The sequence below is a fragment of the Amycolatopsis rhabdoformis genome, assembly GCF_035918295.1.
Lineage (GTDB): Bacteria > Actinomycetota > Actinomycetes > Mycobacteriales > Pseudonocardiaceae > Amycolatopsis > Amycolatopsis rhabdoformis.
Genome location: NZ_CP142149.1, coordinates 6,655,319 through 6,670,246, shown reverse-complemented (window position 1 = coordinate 6,670,246; position 14,928 = coordinate 6,655,319). Strand labels below are relative to the sequence as shown.

General features: G+C 69.8%; 18 protein-coding genes. 14 read left to right on the top strand and 4 right to left on the bottom strand.

The genetic code is table 11. The features are described from left to right. Positions 1-419 precede the first annotated feature (419 nt). Both VSH64_RS30585 and VSH64_RS30580 read right to left on the bottom strand, forming a co-directional pair. Positions 420-722 carry a hypothetical protein gene (locus VSH64_RS30585; RefSeq protein ID WP_326566212.1) on the bottom strand — a complete coding sequence of 101 codons (303 nt, stop codon included), beginning with the start codon at positions 720-722 and terminating at the stop codon, positions 420-422. Further along, positions 719-1,282, bottom strand: coding sequence for a hypothetical protein (locus tag VSH64_RS30580; protein WP_326566211.1), 564 nt, complete (start codon positions 1,280-1,282; stop codon positions 719-721). Before VSH64_RS30580 ends, VSH64_RS30585 begins: the two co-directional genes overlap by 4 nt. 150 nt (positions 1,283-1,432) lie before the next feature. On the opposite strand from VSH64_RS30580, the gene VSH64_RS30575 reads away from it, so the two are divergent. After that, positions 1,433-2,236, top strand: a complete 804-nt coding sequence (locus tag VSH64_RS30575) for an SDR family oxidoreductase (protein WP_326566210.1) — start codon at positions 1,433-1,435, stop codon at positions 2,234-2,236. 68 nt (positions 2,237-2,304) lie between these two features. Next, positions 2,305-3,186 (top strand): helix-turn-helix transcriptional regulator, encoded by an 882-nt coding sequence (locus tag VSH64_RS30570; RefSeq protein ID WP_326566209.1) that lies wholly within the window; start codon positions 2,305-2,307, stop codon positions 3,184-3,186. A gap of 176 nt (positions 3,187-3,362) precedes the next feature. Here VSH64_RS30570 and VSH64_RS30565 read toward each other — a convergent pair whose 3' ends face one another. Beyond that, complete coding sequence (locus VSH64_RS30565; RefSeq protein ID WP_326566208.1) at positions 3,363-3,872, bottom strand: winged helix-turn-helix transcriptional regulator; 510 nt, start codon at positions 3,870-3,872, stop codon at positions 3,363-3,365. A gap of 147 nt (positions 3,873-4,019) precedes the next feature. On the opposite strand from VSH64_RS30565, the gene VSH64_RS30560 reads away from it, so the two are divergent. From VSH64_RS30560 to VSH64_RS30505, 12 genes are all read left to right on the top strand, one after another. Continuing rightward, positions 4,020-4,667, top strand: coding sequence for a winged helix-turn-helix transcriptional regulator (locus VSH64_RS30560; RefSeq protein WP_326566207.1), 648 nt, complete (start codon positions 4,020-4,022; stop codon positions 4,665-4,667). Between the two features lie 418 nt (positions 4,668-5,085). Further along, the gene (locus VSH64_RS30555; protein ID WP_326566206.1) at positions 5,086-6,240 is read left to right on the top strand and encodes an MFS transporter; all 1,155 of its coding nucleotides are present in this window, start codon (positions 5,086-5,088) and stop codon (positions 6,238-6,240) included. Between the two features lie 20 nt (positions 6,241-6,260). After that, positions 6,261-6,962 carry an SDR family oxidoreductase gene (locus tag VSH64_RS30550; RefSeq protein WP_326566205.1) on the top strand — a complete coding sequence of 234 codons (702 nt, stop codon included), beginning with the start codon at positions 6,261-6,263 and terminating at the stop codon, positions 6,960-6,962. Between the two features lie 75 nt (positions 6,963-7,037). Next, positions 7,038-7,946: an NmrA family NAD(P)-binding protein gene (locus tag VSH64_RS30545; protein WP_326566204.1), complete on the top strand. Its 909-nt coding sequence runs from the start codon at positions 7,038-7,040 to the stop codon at positions 7,944-7,946. Further along, a complete protein-coding gene (locus VSH64_RS30540) occupies positions 7,946-8,455 on the top strand; it encodes a carbonic anhydrase (protein WP_326566203.1) in 510 nt (169 codons plus the stop codon). The genes VSH64_RS30545 and VSH64_RS30540 overlap by 1 nt, the downstream gene beginning before the upstream one ends. 301 nt (positions 8,456-8,756) lie before the next feature. Then, positions 8,757-10,151, top strand: coding sequence for a Rieske 2Fe-2S domain-containing protein (locus VSH64_RS30535; RefSeq protein ID WP_326566202.1), 1,395 nt, complete (start codon positions 8,757-8,759; stop codon positions 10,149-10,151). Next, the gene (locus VSH64_RS30530; RefSeq protein WP_326566201.1) at positions 10,148-10,729 is read left to right on the top strand and encodes a 3-phenylpropionate/cinnamic acid dioxygenase subunit beta; all 582 of its coding nucleotides are present in this window, start codon (positions 10,148-10,150) and stop codon (positions 10,727-10,729) included. The genes VSH64_RS30535 and VSH64_RS30530 overlap by 4 nt, the downstream gene beginning before the upstream one ends. After that, positions 10,726-11,037, top strand: a complete 312-nt coding sequence (locus tag VSH64_RS30525) for a hypothetical protein (RefSeq protein WP_326566200.1) — start codon at positions 10,726-10,728, stop codon at positions 11,035-11,037. The genes VSH64_RS30530 and VSH64_RS30525 overlap by 4 nt, the downstream gene beginning before the upstream one ends. Beyond that, complete coding sequence (gene hcaB, locus VSH64_RS30520; protein WP_326566199.1) at positions 11,034-11,837, top strand: 3-(cis-5,6-dihydroxycyclohexa-1,3-dien-1-yl)propanoate dehydrogenase; 804 nt, start codon at positions 11,034-11,036, stop codon at positions 11,835-11,837. Before VSH64_RS30525 ends, hcaB begins: the two co-directional genes overlap by 4 nt. Positions 11,838-11,854: 17 nt before the next feature. Further along, positions 11,855-12,052, top strand: coding sequence for a ferredoxin (locus tag VSH64_RS30515; RefSeq protein ID WP_326566198.1), 198 nt, complete (start codon positions 11,855-11,857; stop codon positions 12,050-12,052). Next, the gene (locus VSH64_RS30510; RefSeq protein WP_326566197.1) at positions 12,049-13,278 is read left to right on the top strand and encodes an NAD(P)/FAD-dependent oxidoreductase; all 1,230 of its coding nucleotides are present in this window, start codon (positions 12,049-12,051) and stop codon (positions 13,276-13,278) included. The genes VSH64_RS30515 and VSH64_RS30510 overlap by 4 nt, the downstream gene beginning before the upstream one ends. Then, positions 13,275-13,997, top strand: a complete 723-nt coding sequence (locus VSH64_RS30505; RefSeq protein ID WP_326566196.1) for a class II aldolase/adducin family protein — start codon at positions 13,275-13,277, stop codon at positions 13,995-13,997. The genes VSH64_RS30510 and VSH64_RS30505 overlap by 4 nt, the downstream gene beginning before the upstream one ends. Here the strand turns inward: VSH64_RS30505 and VSH64_RS30500 are convergent. Next, entirely contained in the window at positions 13,994-14,788 is a 795-nt protein-coding gene (locus VSH64_RS30500) for an IclR family transcriptional regulator (RefSeq protein ID WP_326566195.1), read from the bottom strand. The two genes, VSH64_RS30505 and VSH64_RS30500, sit on opposite strands and share 4 nt — an antisense overlap. Between the last annotated feature and the right edge of the window lie 140 nt (positions 14,789-14,928).

Genomic DNA, 14,928 nt, shown 5'->3' with positions numbered 1-14,928 from the left:
GATGTTCGCGCGATGTCGAGAAGTCGGCCCAGAGACCGCGCTCCGGCGGGTGTTGAACAGGTTTGCTGATCAAGAGATGTCCTCGCCGGACGGGCAGGTCTCCGGGATGGCCGGGCCGAGCGCGCCGGTTGCGTCCGTGTGTGCCGGTCGTCCATCCCGGCGACCTCCCGAGGGCTATCAAGCCTGTCAAGGGGGCAGTCTCGAGGTGCGCTGGCGGTAGGTGGAGCGGTGCCCCCTTGACAGGCTTGATCGGGCTGGCGCCAGGTCGACGGGATGGACGAAGAGGCACCCACTTGTAGAGGGTCGTCGAGTTGGGTATGTGCCGGCGTGGGTAGGACGGCTCGCCCCGGTAGTGATGGGCCCTGTATGAGTGCATGGGCGGCCGGTGAGTCGCTGGATTGGCGGTTGGCTAGCGGAAATCAATGCTCGAAATCGACGAAGGAGGCGCGTCGAGTCCGTAGCTCGACCAGCCAATCCTGCACCTGGCTGTCGTCATGGAGGTAGGGCTCGCCTGGGCCCGGGCGCAGATCGATTCCGAAGAGGAGATCCAAGGCCCACAGACTCAGTGGGTCCCACGAGAGGCTGGCGTCGGTGCGCCAGTGGCGGGCCCAGCGGTCGACGGCGTCGCGGGTCATTCGTCCGTCGAGGAGTGCCACGAAATGGGCCTCGATTTCGTCCAGGTTCGGCTGCTTACCGGCGGCCCGCGGTGGAAGCAGCGTCACCGCTTTCCGATCTTGAGTGCGCGTGCGCGTTCTCCGGGGGCTTCTGAGTGGATCCGCTCGGCCAGGCAGTGTCGGTGGGCGATGACGGTGTGGCTTCCTGGGCCGTCGTTGCTGCGCGAGTCCAGGACGAGGGCGTCTCCGCCTGGGCTCAGCGTGGTTTGTTCACCGCAGAAGTCGCAGGGCCAGGCGAACGACTCCAGGTCGGAAGGGCGGATGCTGAGGCGCACCGACACCGGGGGAAACCAGCGGTTGATGTGCTGAATCACCGCATCGATCTGCGAGCCGATTGGTGGGAAGCGCGAGAGTAGTTCGTCATAGCTGATCTTGGCTGTGGAGAACTGCTGGATCATGTCTATCGAGGCCGACAGGCCGGCGTCCTCGTGGCCGGCGATCTCGACGAGTACGCCCCAGCGGTGGTGGCTGAGGATCGTGGCCCGGACTTTCTGGCCGGGCATGAGCGCCAGGCTTTTCGTTTCGAATCTGTCAGTCAACCGATTCTGACCTATCGCGTCGGTGCGGGAGAACTGGATCTCGTCGCTGGCCTGATCGTCCCACGGCAACGCTTCGGGCTCCAGAGGTGAACCAGGGCGATGCCGCCGACGTCGAGTTGGTGGCTCTCGCAGTACCTGTAATGCCAGGGTCTCCCGGGCGTCCTGGATGCCTGCCAGCCTTTTTGAGTCGGCGCCCAGCTACCCGGAGGACGAAAACCCATGGCGGACAACCAGTTCACCACCCACGCAGACCTTTTCGATCTGAGTGGGAAGTACGCGCTTGTCACTGGCGGCACCCGAGGAATCGGGATGATGATCGCGCGCGGTCTTCTGCAGGCGGGTGCGCGCGTGGTTGTCAGCTCGCGCAAGGCGGACGCGTGCGTGGAGGCGCAGCGGTTGTTGGCCGAGTTTGGTGACGTGAAGGCATTCCCCGCAGACCTCTCCAGGCATGACGAGTGTCAGCGGCTTGCTGAGCTGGTCGAGGCTGAGTCGGCGCGGCTGGACATTCTGGTCAACAACGCGGGGGCGATGTGGCGCGAGCCGTTGGAGACGTTTCCGGACGAGGCTTGGGACACGGTGCTCGACCTGAACCTCAAGTCGCCGTTCTGGCTGGTGCAGGCGTTGCTCCCTGCGCTGCGCAGGGCGGGCACCGCGGATGACCCCGCGCGGATCATCAACATCGGCAGTATCGGCGCCATCCACGTGGCCGCGTCGCCCAATTATTCGTACGCCAGCAGCAAAGCGGGGCTCCACCAGCTGACCAGGGTGCTGGCCCGGGAGCTGGGCCCGCAGCACGTCACGGTGAACGCGGTGGCCCCGGGACCGTTCCCGTCGCAGATGATGGCGGCCACGCTCGAGGCGATCGGCGACACGATCGCGGCGAAGGCTCCGTTGCGCCGGCTCGGTCGTGACGACGACATGGCCGGCATCGCCGTGTACCTCGCCAGCCGGGCCGGGGCTTACCTCACGGGCACGATCATCCCGATCGACGGTGGCATCGCCACGACCGCAACAGGCACGTAGGCGGCGCCGGCCTTCGGGGGTACCCGCAGTGCCTCCCTTCGCCCGCGGGCGGGGCTTATGGTGAAGAGGTGACCAAGATCGATCTGTGCACCGAGATCAAGGAGTTCCTGAGCTCGCGGCGCGCGAGGATCGCGCCCGAGCGGGCCGGGCTGCCTGCCTACGGTGGCAATCGACGGGTCAAAGGTCTGCGTCGTGAAGAGGTCGCACTGCTCGCAGGGGTGTCGGTCGACTACTACGTGCGGATGGAGCGCGGCAGCCTCGCCGGTGCCTCTGACGGGGTGCTCGACGCGGTGGCCACCGCCTTGCAACTCGACGAGGCCGAGCGCGATCACCTGTTCCACCTTGCGCGGCAGGCCGGCGGGCCGCGCCGACGGCGACCCGCCGCGACGGTGCGGCCGGCGCTCCAGCAAGTGCTCGACGCCATCACCGCGGCGCCGGCTTGGCTTTGCAACGGTCGTTATGACGTCCTGGCCACGAATCACCTTGCCCGCGCGCTGTATTCACCGGTGCTGGCCGACTCGCGGCGGCCGGCGAACACCGCGCGGTTCGTGTATCTGGATCCCGAAGCAGCAAGGACGTTCTTCGTCGACTATGACCGAATCGCCTGTGACGTGGCCGCGAAGCTGCGCATGGAAGCCGGCCGCAATCCGCACGACGAGGAGCTGATCGCCCTGGTCGGCGAATTGTCGACGCGCAGTGAGCTGTTTCGGCAGCGGTGGGCATCTCAGGACGTTCGGCTCCACCGGTCAGGACGCAAGCGTCTGCACCATCCGGTGGTGGGCCGGCTCGATCTGGACGTCGAGTCGATGGAGCTGCCGGCCGAACCCGGCCTGATCCTGAACGTCTACACCGCGCCGGCCGGCACGGCGACCGCGGACGGTCTGGCCCTGTTGGCATCGTGGGCGGCCGGTCAGCAGGGGCTGGCGACCGAGGTTCAAGCACTCGGCTGATGTTCTGGCCTTTCAGCCCCGGCGAGGACCGCGACGCACGATTTCTTGCGTGAAATGGCGGCCAGGAACCTCGCCGACGAGGAGATCCGTCGAGCGAAAACGCGTCCCCGGCAACGTAGCGGTGGAGCCGAGGTTCTCGGCCGAGAGCGCAGGACGGACCTCGATCGGCACCGGGCTCAGGGGCGCAGTGGCTCGAGGAGGCGGTGTGGCCGCGGAGTGCGCGGCGTGGCGCCGGTGGCGTCGGCGTCGATGGGGCGGGGTTGGCGGACGACGTCGCGGGCTGTGGGGACGATTTTGCAGTGGGTGCAGAGGCCGGTTTCGTCGAGGACGGTGCCGCACTGGTGGTGGGTGAGGATCTGGCGGGCGTCGGGCTGCACGTAGTGCTCGTTGCCCCACTGGGAGAGGCCGGAGATCACGGGCCAGAGTTCCTCGCCCTTGGCCGTCAGTTCGTACTCGTCGTGGGCGCCGATGCCGGGGACGCGGGCCACCACGTCCTCTTCGACGAGCCGGGTGAGGCGCTGGGTGAGGACCGCGGGGGAGATCCCGACGCTGTTGCGGATGTCGGTGTAGCGGCGCAGCCCGTAGAAGAGGCTGCAGATGATCAGCAGGGTCCACCGTTCGCCGACGACTTCGAGCGAGCGGGAGACCGGACAGTTCTGATCGTGGTACCCGGTGCCCAGTGCCATGGGGCCGACTTTACCTCTTTGTATGGTGACCGATCCACATCCGGGTTGCCGCCGCGCGGTGCGGACGGTTCGACCAGTGAAGTGCAACACTGCTTGCTTGGGACAAGCTCGCTGCACAAGACGGTGGACACGAGCTACTCTGGAGGGATGAAACGGCGCGATTTCGGGCAGTACTGCGGGCTCGGCCGAGCTCTGGAGCTGGTGGGCGAGCGCTGGGCGCTGCTGATCATCCGCGACCTGGCCATCCACCCGCGCCGGTACACCGACCTGCTCGAAGGGCTGCCGGGGATTCCGTCGAACGTGCTGGCCACGCGGCTGAAGGAGCTCGAGCAGTCGGGCATCGCCGAGCGGCAGATCGCGCCGGCGCCGAGCCGGGGTGTCGTGTACGTGCTGACGCCGCTCGGGCGTGAGCTCGAGCCCGCGATCCACGCGCTCGGGCGGTGGGGCGCCACACAGCTGGGTGAGCCGCGGCCCGGAGAGATCGTGACGGCGGAAGCGCTGACCACGTCGCTGCGCGCGGCGTTCGATCCCGACCGCGCGACCGGGTTGAACGCTTCGTGGGAGATCCACGCGCCGGATTTCGTGGTGCACGCCGTGGTGACCGAGGGCAAGCTCGACGCCGGGATCGGGCCGGCTCCGGAGAAGCCGGGTGTCGTGATCACGTTCCGGCCGGAAAACCTCCCCTCGTACGTGGAGCTGGTGCAGGCCATCAAGTGCGGCCTCGTGACGATCAAGGGGCCGCGGAAGCTGCTCGACACGTTCACGCGAGTGTTCACGAGCCGCGGGCCGGCGTGAGCCCACTGCGGTAGCGGAGGAACGCGCGCGAGCTTCTCTGTCCCCCAAGAGACCCTGCCTGTTCGGGCAGGGTCTCTTTTGCGTGCGCGCGACGAACCGGTGGCCGAGGTTCAAGGAGGGTTTGCCTCCGAGGCCGCAGGTAGTACACTTCGTTTTTGCAAGTGAACTCTATGATAGAAACATCGTAGCGGCAGGTCGCCGCCGCGAGTCTCCGCGCGCCACGGATCGCTCAAAAGCCTGCGGTACAGCCAAAAATCTTCAGCTTGGTATTGTCATCGAACCAAAACTAGGTATGGTGACCGATGTGAAAGCTTCAGTGAACGATCTAAGTCATGGGCAGCCGGTCACCGGTGTCCACAAGAGACTCGGGCCTGCCACGCGCCGGCGGTACCTGTCCAAGCCGGTCGGCTTCGCCGGGATGGCCACGGCGATGGTGCTGATCCTGGTCGCGGCCGGGTCGCCGACTCCGCTCCTGCCGATCTACGAACGAGAATGGGGCTTCGCGCCTTGGCTGCTCACGCTCGCGTTCGGCGTGTACGCGATCGCGCTGCTGCTCACGATCCTGGTGATCGGCTCGCTGTCCGACCACGTCGGCCGGCGTCCGCTGATGATCGCCGCACTCGGCGGTGACCTGGTGGCGATGCTGGTGTTCCTGTTCTCGCCGTCGATCGAGTGGCTGATCGTGGGCCGGGTGGTCCAGGGCCTGGCCACCGGGGCCGCGTCCAGCGCGATCAGCGCCGCCGTGGTGGAGCTCGCGCCCGAGCGGCACAAGAAGCTCGGCGCGCAGGTGGCCGGGATGGCGCCGATCGCGGGGCTGGCCGTCGGTGCGTTGTTCGCCGGCCTGGTCGCGCAGTTCGCGGCCCACGCGACGGCCACCGTGTGGCTGGTGCTCGCGATCGTGATGGCGGCCGGGACGGTGTTCACGCTGTTCGTGCCGGAGACGTCGAGCCGCAAGCCCGGCGCGCTGGCCTCGTTGACGCCGCGGCTGTCGGTGCCCGCGCAGGTACGGGGGTTGTTCGCCGCGACCGTGGCCGGGACGGTCGCCACGTTCCTCACCATGGCACTGTTCCTCGGCCTGGTGCCGATCGTGCTCGCGGCGGTGTTCGGCGTGACCGGCCCGATCTTCGGTGCGCTGGCGGCGTTCATCGCGTTCGGGCTCGGCACACTCGTGTCGGCGGGTGCCGGCGCGGTGGCTCCGCACCGCCTGCGGCTGCTCGGCTCGGCCGGGCTGACCGTCGGCGCGATCCTGTTCATCGCCAGTGTGGGCACCGGCGCACTGGCCCTGTTCTGGGCATCGGCCGTGCTGTGCGGCGCCGGGATGGGCGCGTCGTTCACCGGCACCACCCGCGGGCTGGTGCCGGAAGTAAAGCCACACGAGCGCGCGGGCCTGTTCGCCGCCGTGTACCTCGTCGCCTACCTCTCGATGGGCGTCTCCTCGATCGTCGCGGGGCTCGTCGTCGGTCCCGTGAGCGTGCGGGCCATGGCCGCGGGCTTCGGCGTCGTCACCGCGCTCGTGGCGCTGGCCGGTGCGCTCACCAGCGCCGGCCACCGCCGCACCCGCCAAATCCGTTGAACCGAAAGGAAACAAGCACGATGACTGCACTGCAGAACGCCACCGTTTGCGTCACGGGGGCCAACGGCGGCCTCGGCACCGCGTTCGTCCAGGCCGCGCTCGACCGCGGGGCCAAGCGCGTGTACGCGGCTGCTCGCCAGGCGAAGGACTGGGCCGACGAGCGCGTGGTGACCGTGGATCTGGACCTGGCCGATCGCGCGTCGATCGAGCGGGCCGCCGCGCGGCTCGGCGACACCACGATCCTGGTCAACAACGCCGCGATCTTCCCGCACGGCGACCTGCTCACCGCGCCGATCGAGGACATCGAGTCGACGATCGAGACCAACCTGGTCGGCCCGATCGTGCTGACCCGGGCGTTGGCGCCCGCGCTGCGCTCGGCCCACGGCGCGCTGCTCAACGTGGGCTCGGTGCTGAGCTGGTTCGCCGTCGGCAAGGCCCACAGCGTGTCGAAGGCGGGCTTCTGGATGGCCACCAACGCGTTCCGCCTCGAGCTGGCCGCCGACGGCGTGCAGGTGCTGGGCGCCTATCTCGGCCCGACCGACACCCCGATGCAGGCGGGCAACGACACCAGCGGCATGAACAAGCCCGCCGACGTCGTCACCGCCGTGTTCGACGCGCTCGAAGCGGGCGAACACGAGGTTCTCGTGGACGACCTCACGAAGCAGGTCAAGGCGGGTCTCGCCGCCGATGTCACCGCGCTGTACCCGGCGCTGGCCCGGTAATTCCCCTGTGGACGGACGCGCGGTGCGTTGATCGTGACGTCCCGTCCTGTCGATCATCAACCCAAGGAGTCTGACATGTCTGCGGTGTCCAATTCGGACAGCAAGAGAACCGTTCTCATCACCGGCGCGGCCGGCGGCACCGGCCGCGCCGCGGTTCGCGAGTCGCTGGAGCTGGGTCTCCGCGTGCGGGCGATGGTGCGCACCGTCGACGACCGCGCCCGCGCGCTCGAGGCGCAGGGAGTCGAGGTCGTGGTCGGCGACTTCCAGGACATCACCACCCTGCGCCCGGTTGTCGAAGGCAGTGACGCGGCCTATTTCGTGCACCCGATCCAGCCGGGCCTGATCCAGGCGACGGTGAACTTCGCTCAGGCGGTGAAGGAAACCGGTGGCGCCACCACCGTCCTCAACCTTTCGCAACGCAACACCGGCCGCGAGTCCGCCGGCGTCTCGACCCGGGAGACGTTCCTGTCCCAGGAGGTGTTCGGGTGGTCCGGGATCGACGTGATCCACCTGCGCCCGACCATGTTCCTGGAATGGCTCACCTACCCGTGGATCCTGCCGAACCTGCGCCGGGGCAAGCTGTGGATGCCGGCGGGCGCGGGCACTTCGTCGATCGTGGCCGTCGCGGACCTGGGCCGCGCGATCGCCGCACTGCTGAACGATCCGAGTGGGCACGTCGGCGAAATCGTCCCGCTGTCGGGGCCGGCCGAGCTGAATCAGACGCAGATGGCGGCCGAGCTGTCCGGCGCGCTGGGCCGGGAAATCCGGTACGAGGACGCCGCGCTCGACGAGTTCGTCGCCGTGGTCGCCGGGCTCGGTGTGCCCGCGTACCTCGTCGACTCCATCCGCGGCATCATGCTCGACTACCAGGCCGGCCGGCTGAGCGGATTCGACGACAACATCGAAAAGCTCACGGGCAAGCCGCCCGTGTCCATCGCCGAGTTCGCGCGCGAACGCGCCGGCCTGCTCACCGGAGCGAACTGATGGACGCGCTCGACACCCTCATCGACCGGAACCGGACCTTCGCCGCGACGAGGTTCGACGCGGGGCTGCGCATGCGGCCCAGCCTGGCCGTGAACGTGATCACCTGCTTCGACCCGCGGGTCGACCCGGCCGTGGTGCTCGGCGCGGAGCAGGGCGAGATCGGGGTGCTGCGCAACGTCGGCGGCCGGGTCACCCCGCACGCCGTGGAGCAGCTGGTGATGCTCCAGCACGTGGTGGCGGCCGCCGGGCCCGCGCCCGGCCCCGGCCGGCACCTCGTCGTGCTGCACCACACCGACTGCGGGATCACCCGGCTGCAGGACCGGCCCGACCTGCTGGCCCCGTACTTCGAGGTGCCCGAAGCCGAGCTGCCCGGCGTCGCGGACCCGCGGTCCGCGGTCGCCCGGGATGTCGCCGTGCTGCGCGCCGAGCCGCGGCTTCCCGGGTTCCGGGTCTCCGGGCTCGTCTACGACGTCGGTACCGGGCTGGTCGAGACGGTCGTCCGGGGCTGACGGCCGAGCGGACCGCGCGGCCACCGGACGCTCCTCGCCGGTGGCCGCCTCGGCCGCGGTCCGAAACCGCCTGGGCCAGGTGGTCCGGCGAGAGTGAAAAGCGCCCTCGCTGTTCGTGCTCCCGCCGCTACCGACCGAAGAACCCCGGCTTCCGGGGAGCCCCGCTCCAGGACGGACGCTGCACCCACGGTCCCAGCCCACGTCACAGTTGACTCTCCGCCGTACCTCCTGCTCTACTGTTCAGAGATTGTTTCTGTTGTGCAGAGTTTCGCGGGCCCCGCCGAGGGTCAGAGGAGAGTCGATGATGACGGACCAGTCCGGCACCCTGTCCGACGTGCGGCGGGGCATGATCCCGGCGCACATCTACAACGACCGGGAGATCTTCGAACTGGAGAGGGAGCGGGTCTTCGGCCGGGCCTGGCTGTTCGTGGCCCACGAGTCGGAGATTGCGAAGCCCGGGGACTACGTGGTGCGCCGCGTGCTCGACGACTCGTTCATCGTGACCCGCGACGAGAAGGGCGAGATCCGCGCCCACTTCAACATGTGTCTGCACCGTGGGATGCAGGTCTGCCGGGCGGAGATGGGCAACGCGTCGCACTTCCGGTGCCCGTACCACGGCTGGTCCTACCGCAACGACGGCCGCATCGTGGGCCTGCCGTTCCACCAGGAGGCCTACGGCGGTGAGGCCGGGTTCAAGCGCAAGGGCCAGCGGCTGCTGCCGGCGCCGAACCTCGACACCTACAACGGCCTGATCTTCGTGAGTCTCGACCCGGACGCCGGGCCGCTGGCCGACTTCCTCGGCGATTTCCGCTTCTACCTGGACTTCTACACCAAGCAGAGCCCCAGTGGCATCGAGCTGCGCGGACCGCAGCGGTGGCGCGTGAAGGCGAACTGGAAGATCGGCGCGGAGAACTTCGCCGGCGACATGTACCACACGCCGCAGACGCACACGTCCGTCGTGGAGATCGGCCTGTTCCGCGAGCCGAAGGCCGAGAAGCGCAAGGACGGCGCCACGTACTGGGCCGGCAACGGCGGCGGCACCACCTACAAACTCCCGCCCGGCGGCTTCGACGAGCGCACGCGCTACGTCGGCTACCCGCAGGAGATGGTCGACCGCATGAAGGCCAGCTTCACCGAGGCGCAGCAGCAGGTGATCGGCGAGGACGGCTTCATGATCTCGGCGGCCTCGGTGTTCCCGAACCTGTCGTTCGTGCACAACTGGCCCCGCGTGGCCGATTCCGACGACGTGCTGCCGTTCATCTCGATCCGCCAGTGGCAGCCGATCAGCGAGAACGAGACCGAGGTGCTGTCCTGGTTCGCGGTCGACGCCGAAGCACCCGAAGAGTACAAAGCGTTGTCCTACAAGGCGTACCTGATGTGCTTCGGGTCCACCGGCATGTTCGAGCAGGACGACGTCGAGAACTGGGTGTCGCTCACCAACACCGCGGCCGGCTCGATGGCGCGGCGTCTGAAGCTCAACAGCCGCATGGGGATCCTCGAAGACGACACCGAGGTCGTGCCCGCGCTCACGCCGGAGGAGTTCCACGGCCCGGGCGTGGCGCACACCGGGTACGGCGAATACAACCAGCGTGAGCTGCTCACCCGCTGGGCCGACCACCTCGAGCGGCCGGCGAAGTCCGCCACCGCGCTCGAGGTCGGCGCGCCCGCCGAGGTCGCGAAGGCGGTGCAGGCATGACCACCGGCACGCACTCCAGCCGCTCCGCGCTCGGCGGCCACGCGTCGCGCATCCAGCGCACGGGCCGGCCCCTGCCGTTCGACGACGCGCGCCACCGGGAAGCCCACCAGTGGCTGGTGGACGAGGCCTGGCTGCTCGACGCGCAGGACTACGAGCACTGGCTCACCCTGCTCACCGAGGACATCCACTACCTGATGCCGGTGCGGGTCACCACCGCGCTCGGCGCCGGCTTCGACACCGCGCCCGGCATGGCGCACTTCGACGAGGACAAGTACTCGCTGTCGCGGCGCGTGGCCCGGTTCATGACCGAGCACGCGTGGACCGAGGACCCGCCTTCGCGGCTGCGCCACCACCTGTCCAACGTGCGGACCTTCGCCACCGAGGACGACGACCACCTCGTGGTCGATTCGGCCACGCTGCTGTTCCGCAGCCGCGGCGACGTGCTGCCCGGCTCGATCGTCTCCGCCGGACGCGAAGACCTGCTCCGCCGCGGGCCGGACGGCTGGCAGCTGGCCCGGCGCACGATCCTCGTGGACGACTCCGTGATCCGCATGCAGAACCTGGCGATCTTCCTGTGAGCCTCTCCTGGGAAGGCGAGGCCGAGGACGCCCACGCGGCGTCCGCGGCTGCCGCGGAACACGACGAACTGGTCGCGCACACCACCGGCGAGGTGATCCGGCTCGGCAACGAGTTCGCCGAGATCCTGGTGCGCCGCGTCGACACCCGCAACGGCGCGCGGCTGCTGATCGAGTCGCCGAAATCGGGCCAGTGGGTGTCCCTGTGCCCACTGGAGCTGGAAGCGCTGACCTGGCAGAACACCGAGACGTTCTCCGCCATGATCGGCCACCCCTTCGGGCCGCTGGTGCAGGTGGAGGACGAGTCGTGACGGGCTGGCTCGAAGGCCGGCGCGCGCTGGTGGTGGGAGCCGGGTCGGGCATTGGCCGCGCGGTGGTCGACGCGTTCCGCTCCGAAGGCGCGCAGGTCGCCGTGCTGGAACGCGACGCGGCCAAGGCGGCGGCGCTGGAAACCGAGGCGCCCGACGTGCCGGTGACGGTCGGCGACGCCACCACCCGGGCGGCCAACGACGCGGCCGTGGCCGCCGCGGTCACCGCGTTCGGCGGGCTCGACGTGCTGGTGAGCTGCGTCGGTGTGTTCGACTTCTACCGCAGTGTCGAAGACCTCGACGCCGACGTGCTCGACGACGCGTTCGACGAGATGTTCCGCACGAACGTGAAGAGCCACCTGCACTCGGTGAAGGCCGCGCTGCCGGAGCTCAAGCGCTCGGGCCACGGCGTGGTGCTGCTCACGGAGTCGACCTCGTCGTACTACCCCGGCCGCGGCGGCGTGCTCTACCTGTCGTCGAAGTTCGCCGTGCGCGGCCTCGTCACGGCGCTGGCCCACGACCTCGCGCCGGAGGTCCGCGTGAACGGCGTGGCGCCGGGCGGCACGCTCGGCACGGACCTGCGCGGGCTGCCGAGCCTCGGCACCGCCGACCGCAGCCTCGGCGACACCCCGCGCCGCGCCGAGGAACTCGCCGCCCGCGTACCGCTGAACGTGGCGCTGAGTGGCGAAGACCACGCGTGGAGCTACGTGTTCCTCGCCTCCGACCGCGCCCGCGGCATCACCGGGCACGCCGTGCACCCCGACGGCGGCATCGGCGTGTCCGCGCCCCGCAAACGATCCTGACCGAACGGAAGAAGACCATGGCCAAGCTGACTGCCGACCTGGAGTTGTGCCAGGGCTACGGAAACTGCATCACCACCGCGTCCGACGTCTACGACATCGACGACGACGGCAAGGTCGTGCTGCTCACCGCGACCGTCCCCGAGTCCGACCGCGCCCGCGTGGAAGCGGCCGCGCGCAGCTGCCCGGTGGGTGCGCTCGGCGTGGTGGACGGATGAGCGGCACGGTCGCGATCGTCGGCGCGTCGATCGGCGGGGTGCGCACCGCGCAAGCGTTGCGAGCGGAGGGCTACGACGGGCGGATCGTGCTCATCGGAGCCGAGCCGCACCTGCCGTACGACAAACCGCCGCTGTCCAAGCAGTTCCTCGCCGGGGCGTGGGAGCACGACCGGCTCGCGCTGCTGAGCGAGCAGGAGGCCGCCGGCCTCGACCTGCGCCTCGGTGTGGCGGCGACGGCGCTGGACCCGGCCGCGCACGAGGTCGTGCTGGCCGATGGCACGCGCGTCGGCTACGACACGCTCGTGGTCGCCACCGGTGCGGCGGCCCGGCCCTCGCCGTGGCCCGCCGAATCCGGTGTGCACGTGCTGCGCTCCCTTGTGGACGGTCAGGACCTGCGCGCCGCGCTCGCCGAGGACGGCCCGGTCGTGGTCGTCGGCGGCGGGTTCATCGGCGCCGAGGTGGCGGCGACCGCGCACGCGGCCGGGCGGCCGGTCACCGTCGTCGACCCGCTGCCGGCGCCGATCGGGCGCGTGCTCGGCGACGAGGTGGGCCGGTTGGTCGGCGACGTGCACCGCCGCCACGGCGTCGCCACGCGCTTCGGCGTCGGCGTGCAGGACGTGACCGGGCACGCGGGTGCGCTGGAGGTCACGCTCACCGACGGCAGCATGCTGCCGGCCGGCACGGTGGTCGTCGGCATCGGCGCGGTGCCCGCGGTCGGCTGGCTCGCGGGATCGGGGCTGGAGCTGGACAACGGGCTCGTCTGCGACGAGTTCTGCCGAGCCGTCGGCCACCCGGAGATCTTCGGCGTCGGCGACGTCGCCCGCTGGTTCCACCCGGGCCACGGTGAACACGTGCGGGTGGAGCACTGGACCAACGCCGTGGAGCAGGCTTCGGCCGTGGCACACAACATCGCGCACCCGTCGGCGCCGGTGGCCTACCGGCCCACCGAATACGCGTGGAGCGACCAGTACGACTGGAAGATCCAGATCGCCGGGCGCCCGGACCGCACCGACGCGTTCGAGCTGGCCGGCGATCCCGCAGGCGACCCGCCCCGGTTCGCCGCGCTCTACCGCGGCGCGGACGGCCGGCTCGCCGCCGTCGCCACGGTCAACTGGCCGAGGCTGCTCGTCGCCGCACGCCGGCTCATCTCCGCGCACACGCCTTACGAGGAAGGACTTTCCGTGCTCGACAAGCTGATCGCGCCCGTGCAGGCAGGTGCGTCGTGACCGAATTCCCGGACGAACGGCAACTGATCTCCGACGCCTGCCGCGTGCTCGCCGCGCGGGGCCTGGCCGAAGGGTTCCTCGGGCACGTGTCGCTGCGTGTCGGCGAAAACCGGGTGCTCGTGCGCTGCCGCGGGCAGCGCGAGCGTGGGCTGGCGTGGACGACCCCGGAGGACATCCGGCTCGTCGACTTCGACGGCGCCGCGGCCGCGCCCGGCGAGCTCGACGGCTGGTCCGTGCCCAACGAACTGCCGCTGCACACCGAGGTGTTGAGGTCCGAGCCGGCCGTCGCCGCGGTGGTGCACGCGCACCCGCCGGCGGTCGTCGCGGCCGATCTGGCGGGGCTGGCGATCCGGCCGATCGTCGGTGCCTACGACATCCCGGGCGCCAAGCTCGCCACCGGCGGCGTGCCGGTGTACCCGCGCGGTGTGCTGGTGCGCAACCGCGTGCTGGCGAAGGAAATGGTGGCCGCGATGGCCGGCCGGCCGGTGGTCCTGCTGCGGGGCCACGGGCTCACCAGCAGCGGCGGTTCGGTGCAGGAAGCGGTGCTGCGGGCCCTGTCGGTGGACACGATCGCCCGCATGGCGTTGACGGTGGTCGGCGCGGGTGGGCAGCTCGTGGACCTGCCGCCCGAAGACCTGGCCGAGCTGCCCGACCTCGGGCCGGCGTTCAACGAGGGCGTGGCCTGGCGCCACGAGCTCGCGCGGCTCGAAGCGGGTTAATGCAACAGCGGAGTGGCCTCGGCGATCGTCTCCTTGAGGCGCTCGCCGATGTTGCGGACCTCGGCGCGCGAGAGCCGGCCCACCGGCAGCGAGACGTTGATCGCGAGTCGCACCGGGAGGTTTCCGGCGGGGAAGGCGACGGCCACCGACGCCACGCCTTCCTCGCTCTCCTCGCTGCTGGTCGCGTAACCGCGCCGCCGCACGCTTTCGAGTTCCAGCTCCAGCTCGCCGCGCGTGCCGATCGAGTTGGGCGTGAGCGTTTCCAGCGCTTCGCCGGGGTACATCCGGTGCAGTTCCTCGGTGGAGAATTCCGAGAGCAGCGCCTTGCCGGTCGACGTGCAGTTGGCCGGCATCGCCTGGCCCAGCCGCGAAGCGACGCGCACGGCGCGCGGGCTTTCGAGCGCCTCGATGAACCGCACCGTGGTGCCGTCGAGGATCGCGAGGTGCACCGTCTCGGCGAACTCGCTGTTGAGCTTCTCGAGGAACGGCCGCAGCGTGTCGCGCACGTCGAACCGCTGCAGGATCGCGAACGCCACCGCCGTGAGCGACGTGCCCGGCCGGTACGCCTTGGTGCGGGTGTCCTGCCGGATGAACCCGCGGTACTGCAGCATCGCCAGCAGCCGGTGCGCGGTGGAGGAAGCGACACCCAGGTACTCCGCCACGTCCGTCATCCGCAGCTCGGGGCGATCCCCCAGGAGCAGCAGGATGCGAAGAGCCTTGTCGACCGAATCGATCGGATACTGCGGCACGGGCGAGTGGGTGCCGGCGGCGTCGGGAGCAGGCTTCTTCATAGCAGAAGCGTACGGCAACCGGACGATCCGACCGAGCGGTGATCGACATCGCGCCCCCGCGGCCGCGTCCCGGAAAGCCGAAGCCCCGCACCACAACAACGGTGTGCGGAGTGGTTGTCGCGTGCCCGTTTTGCCGGGTC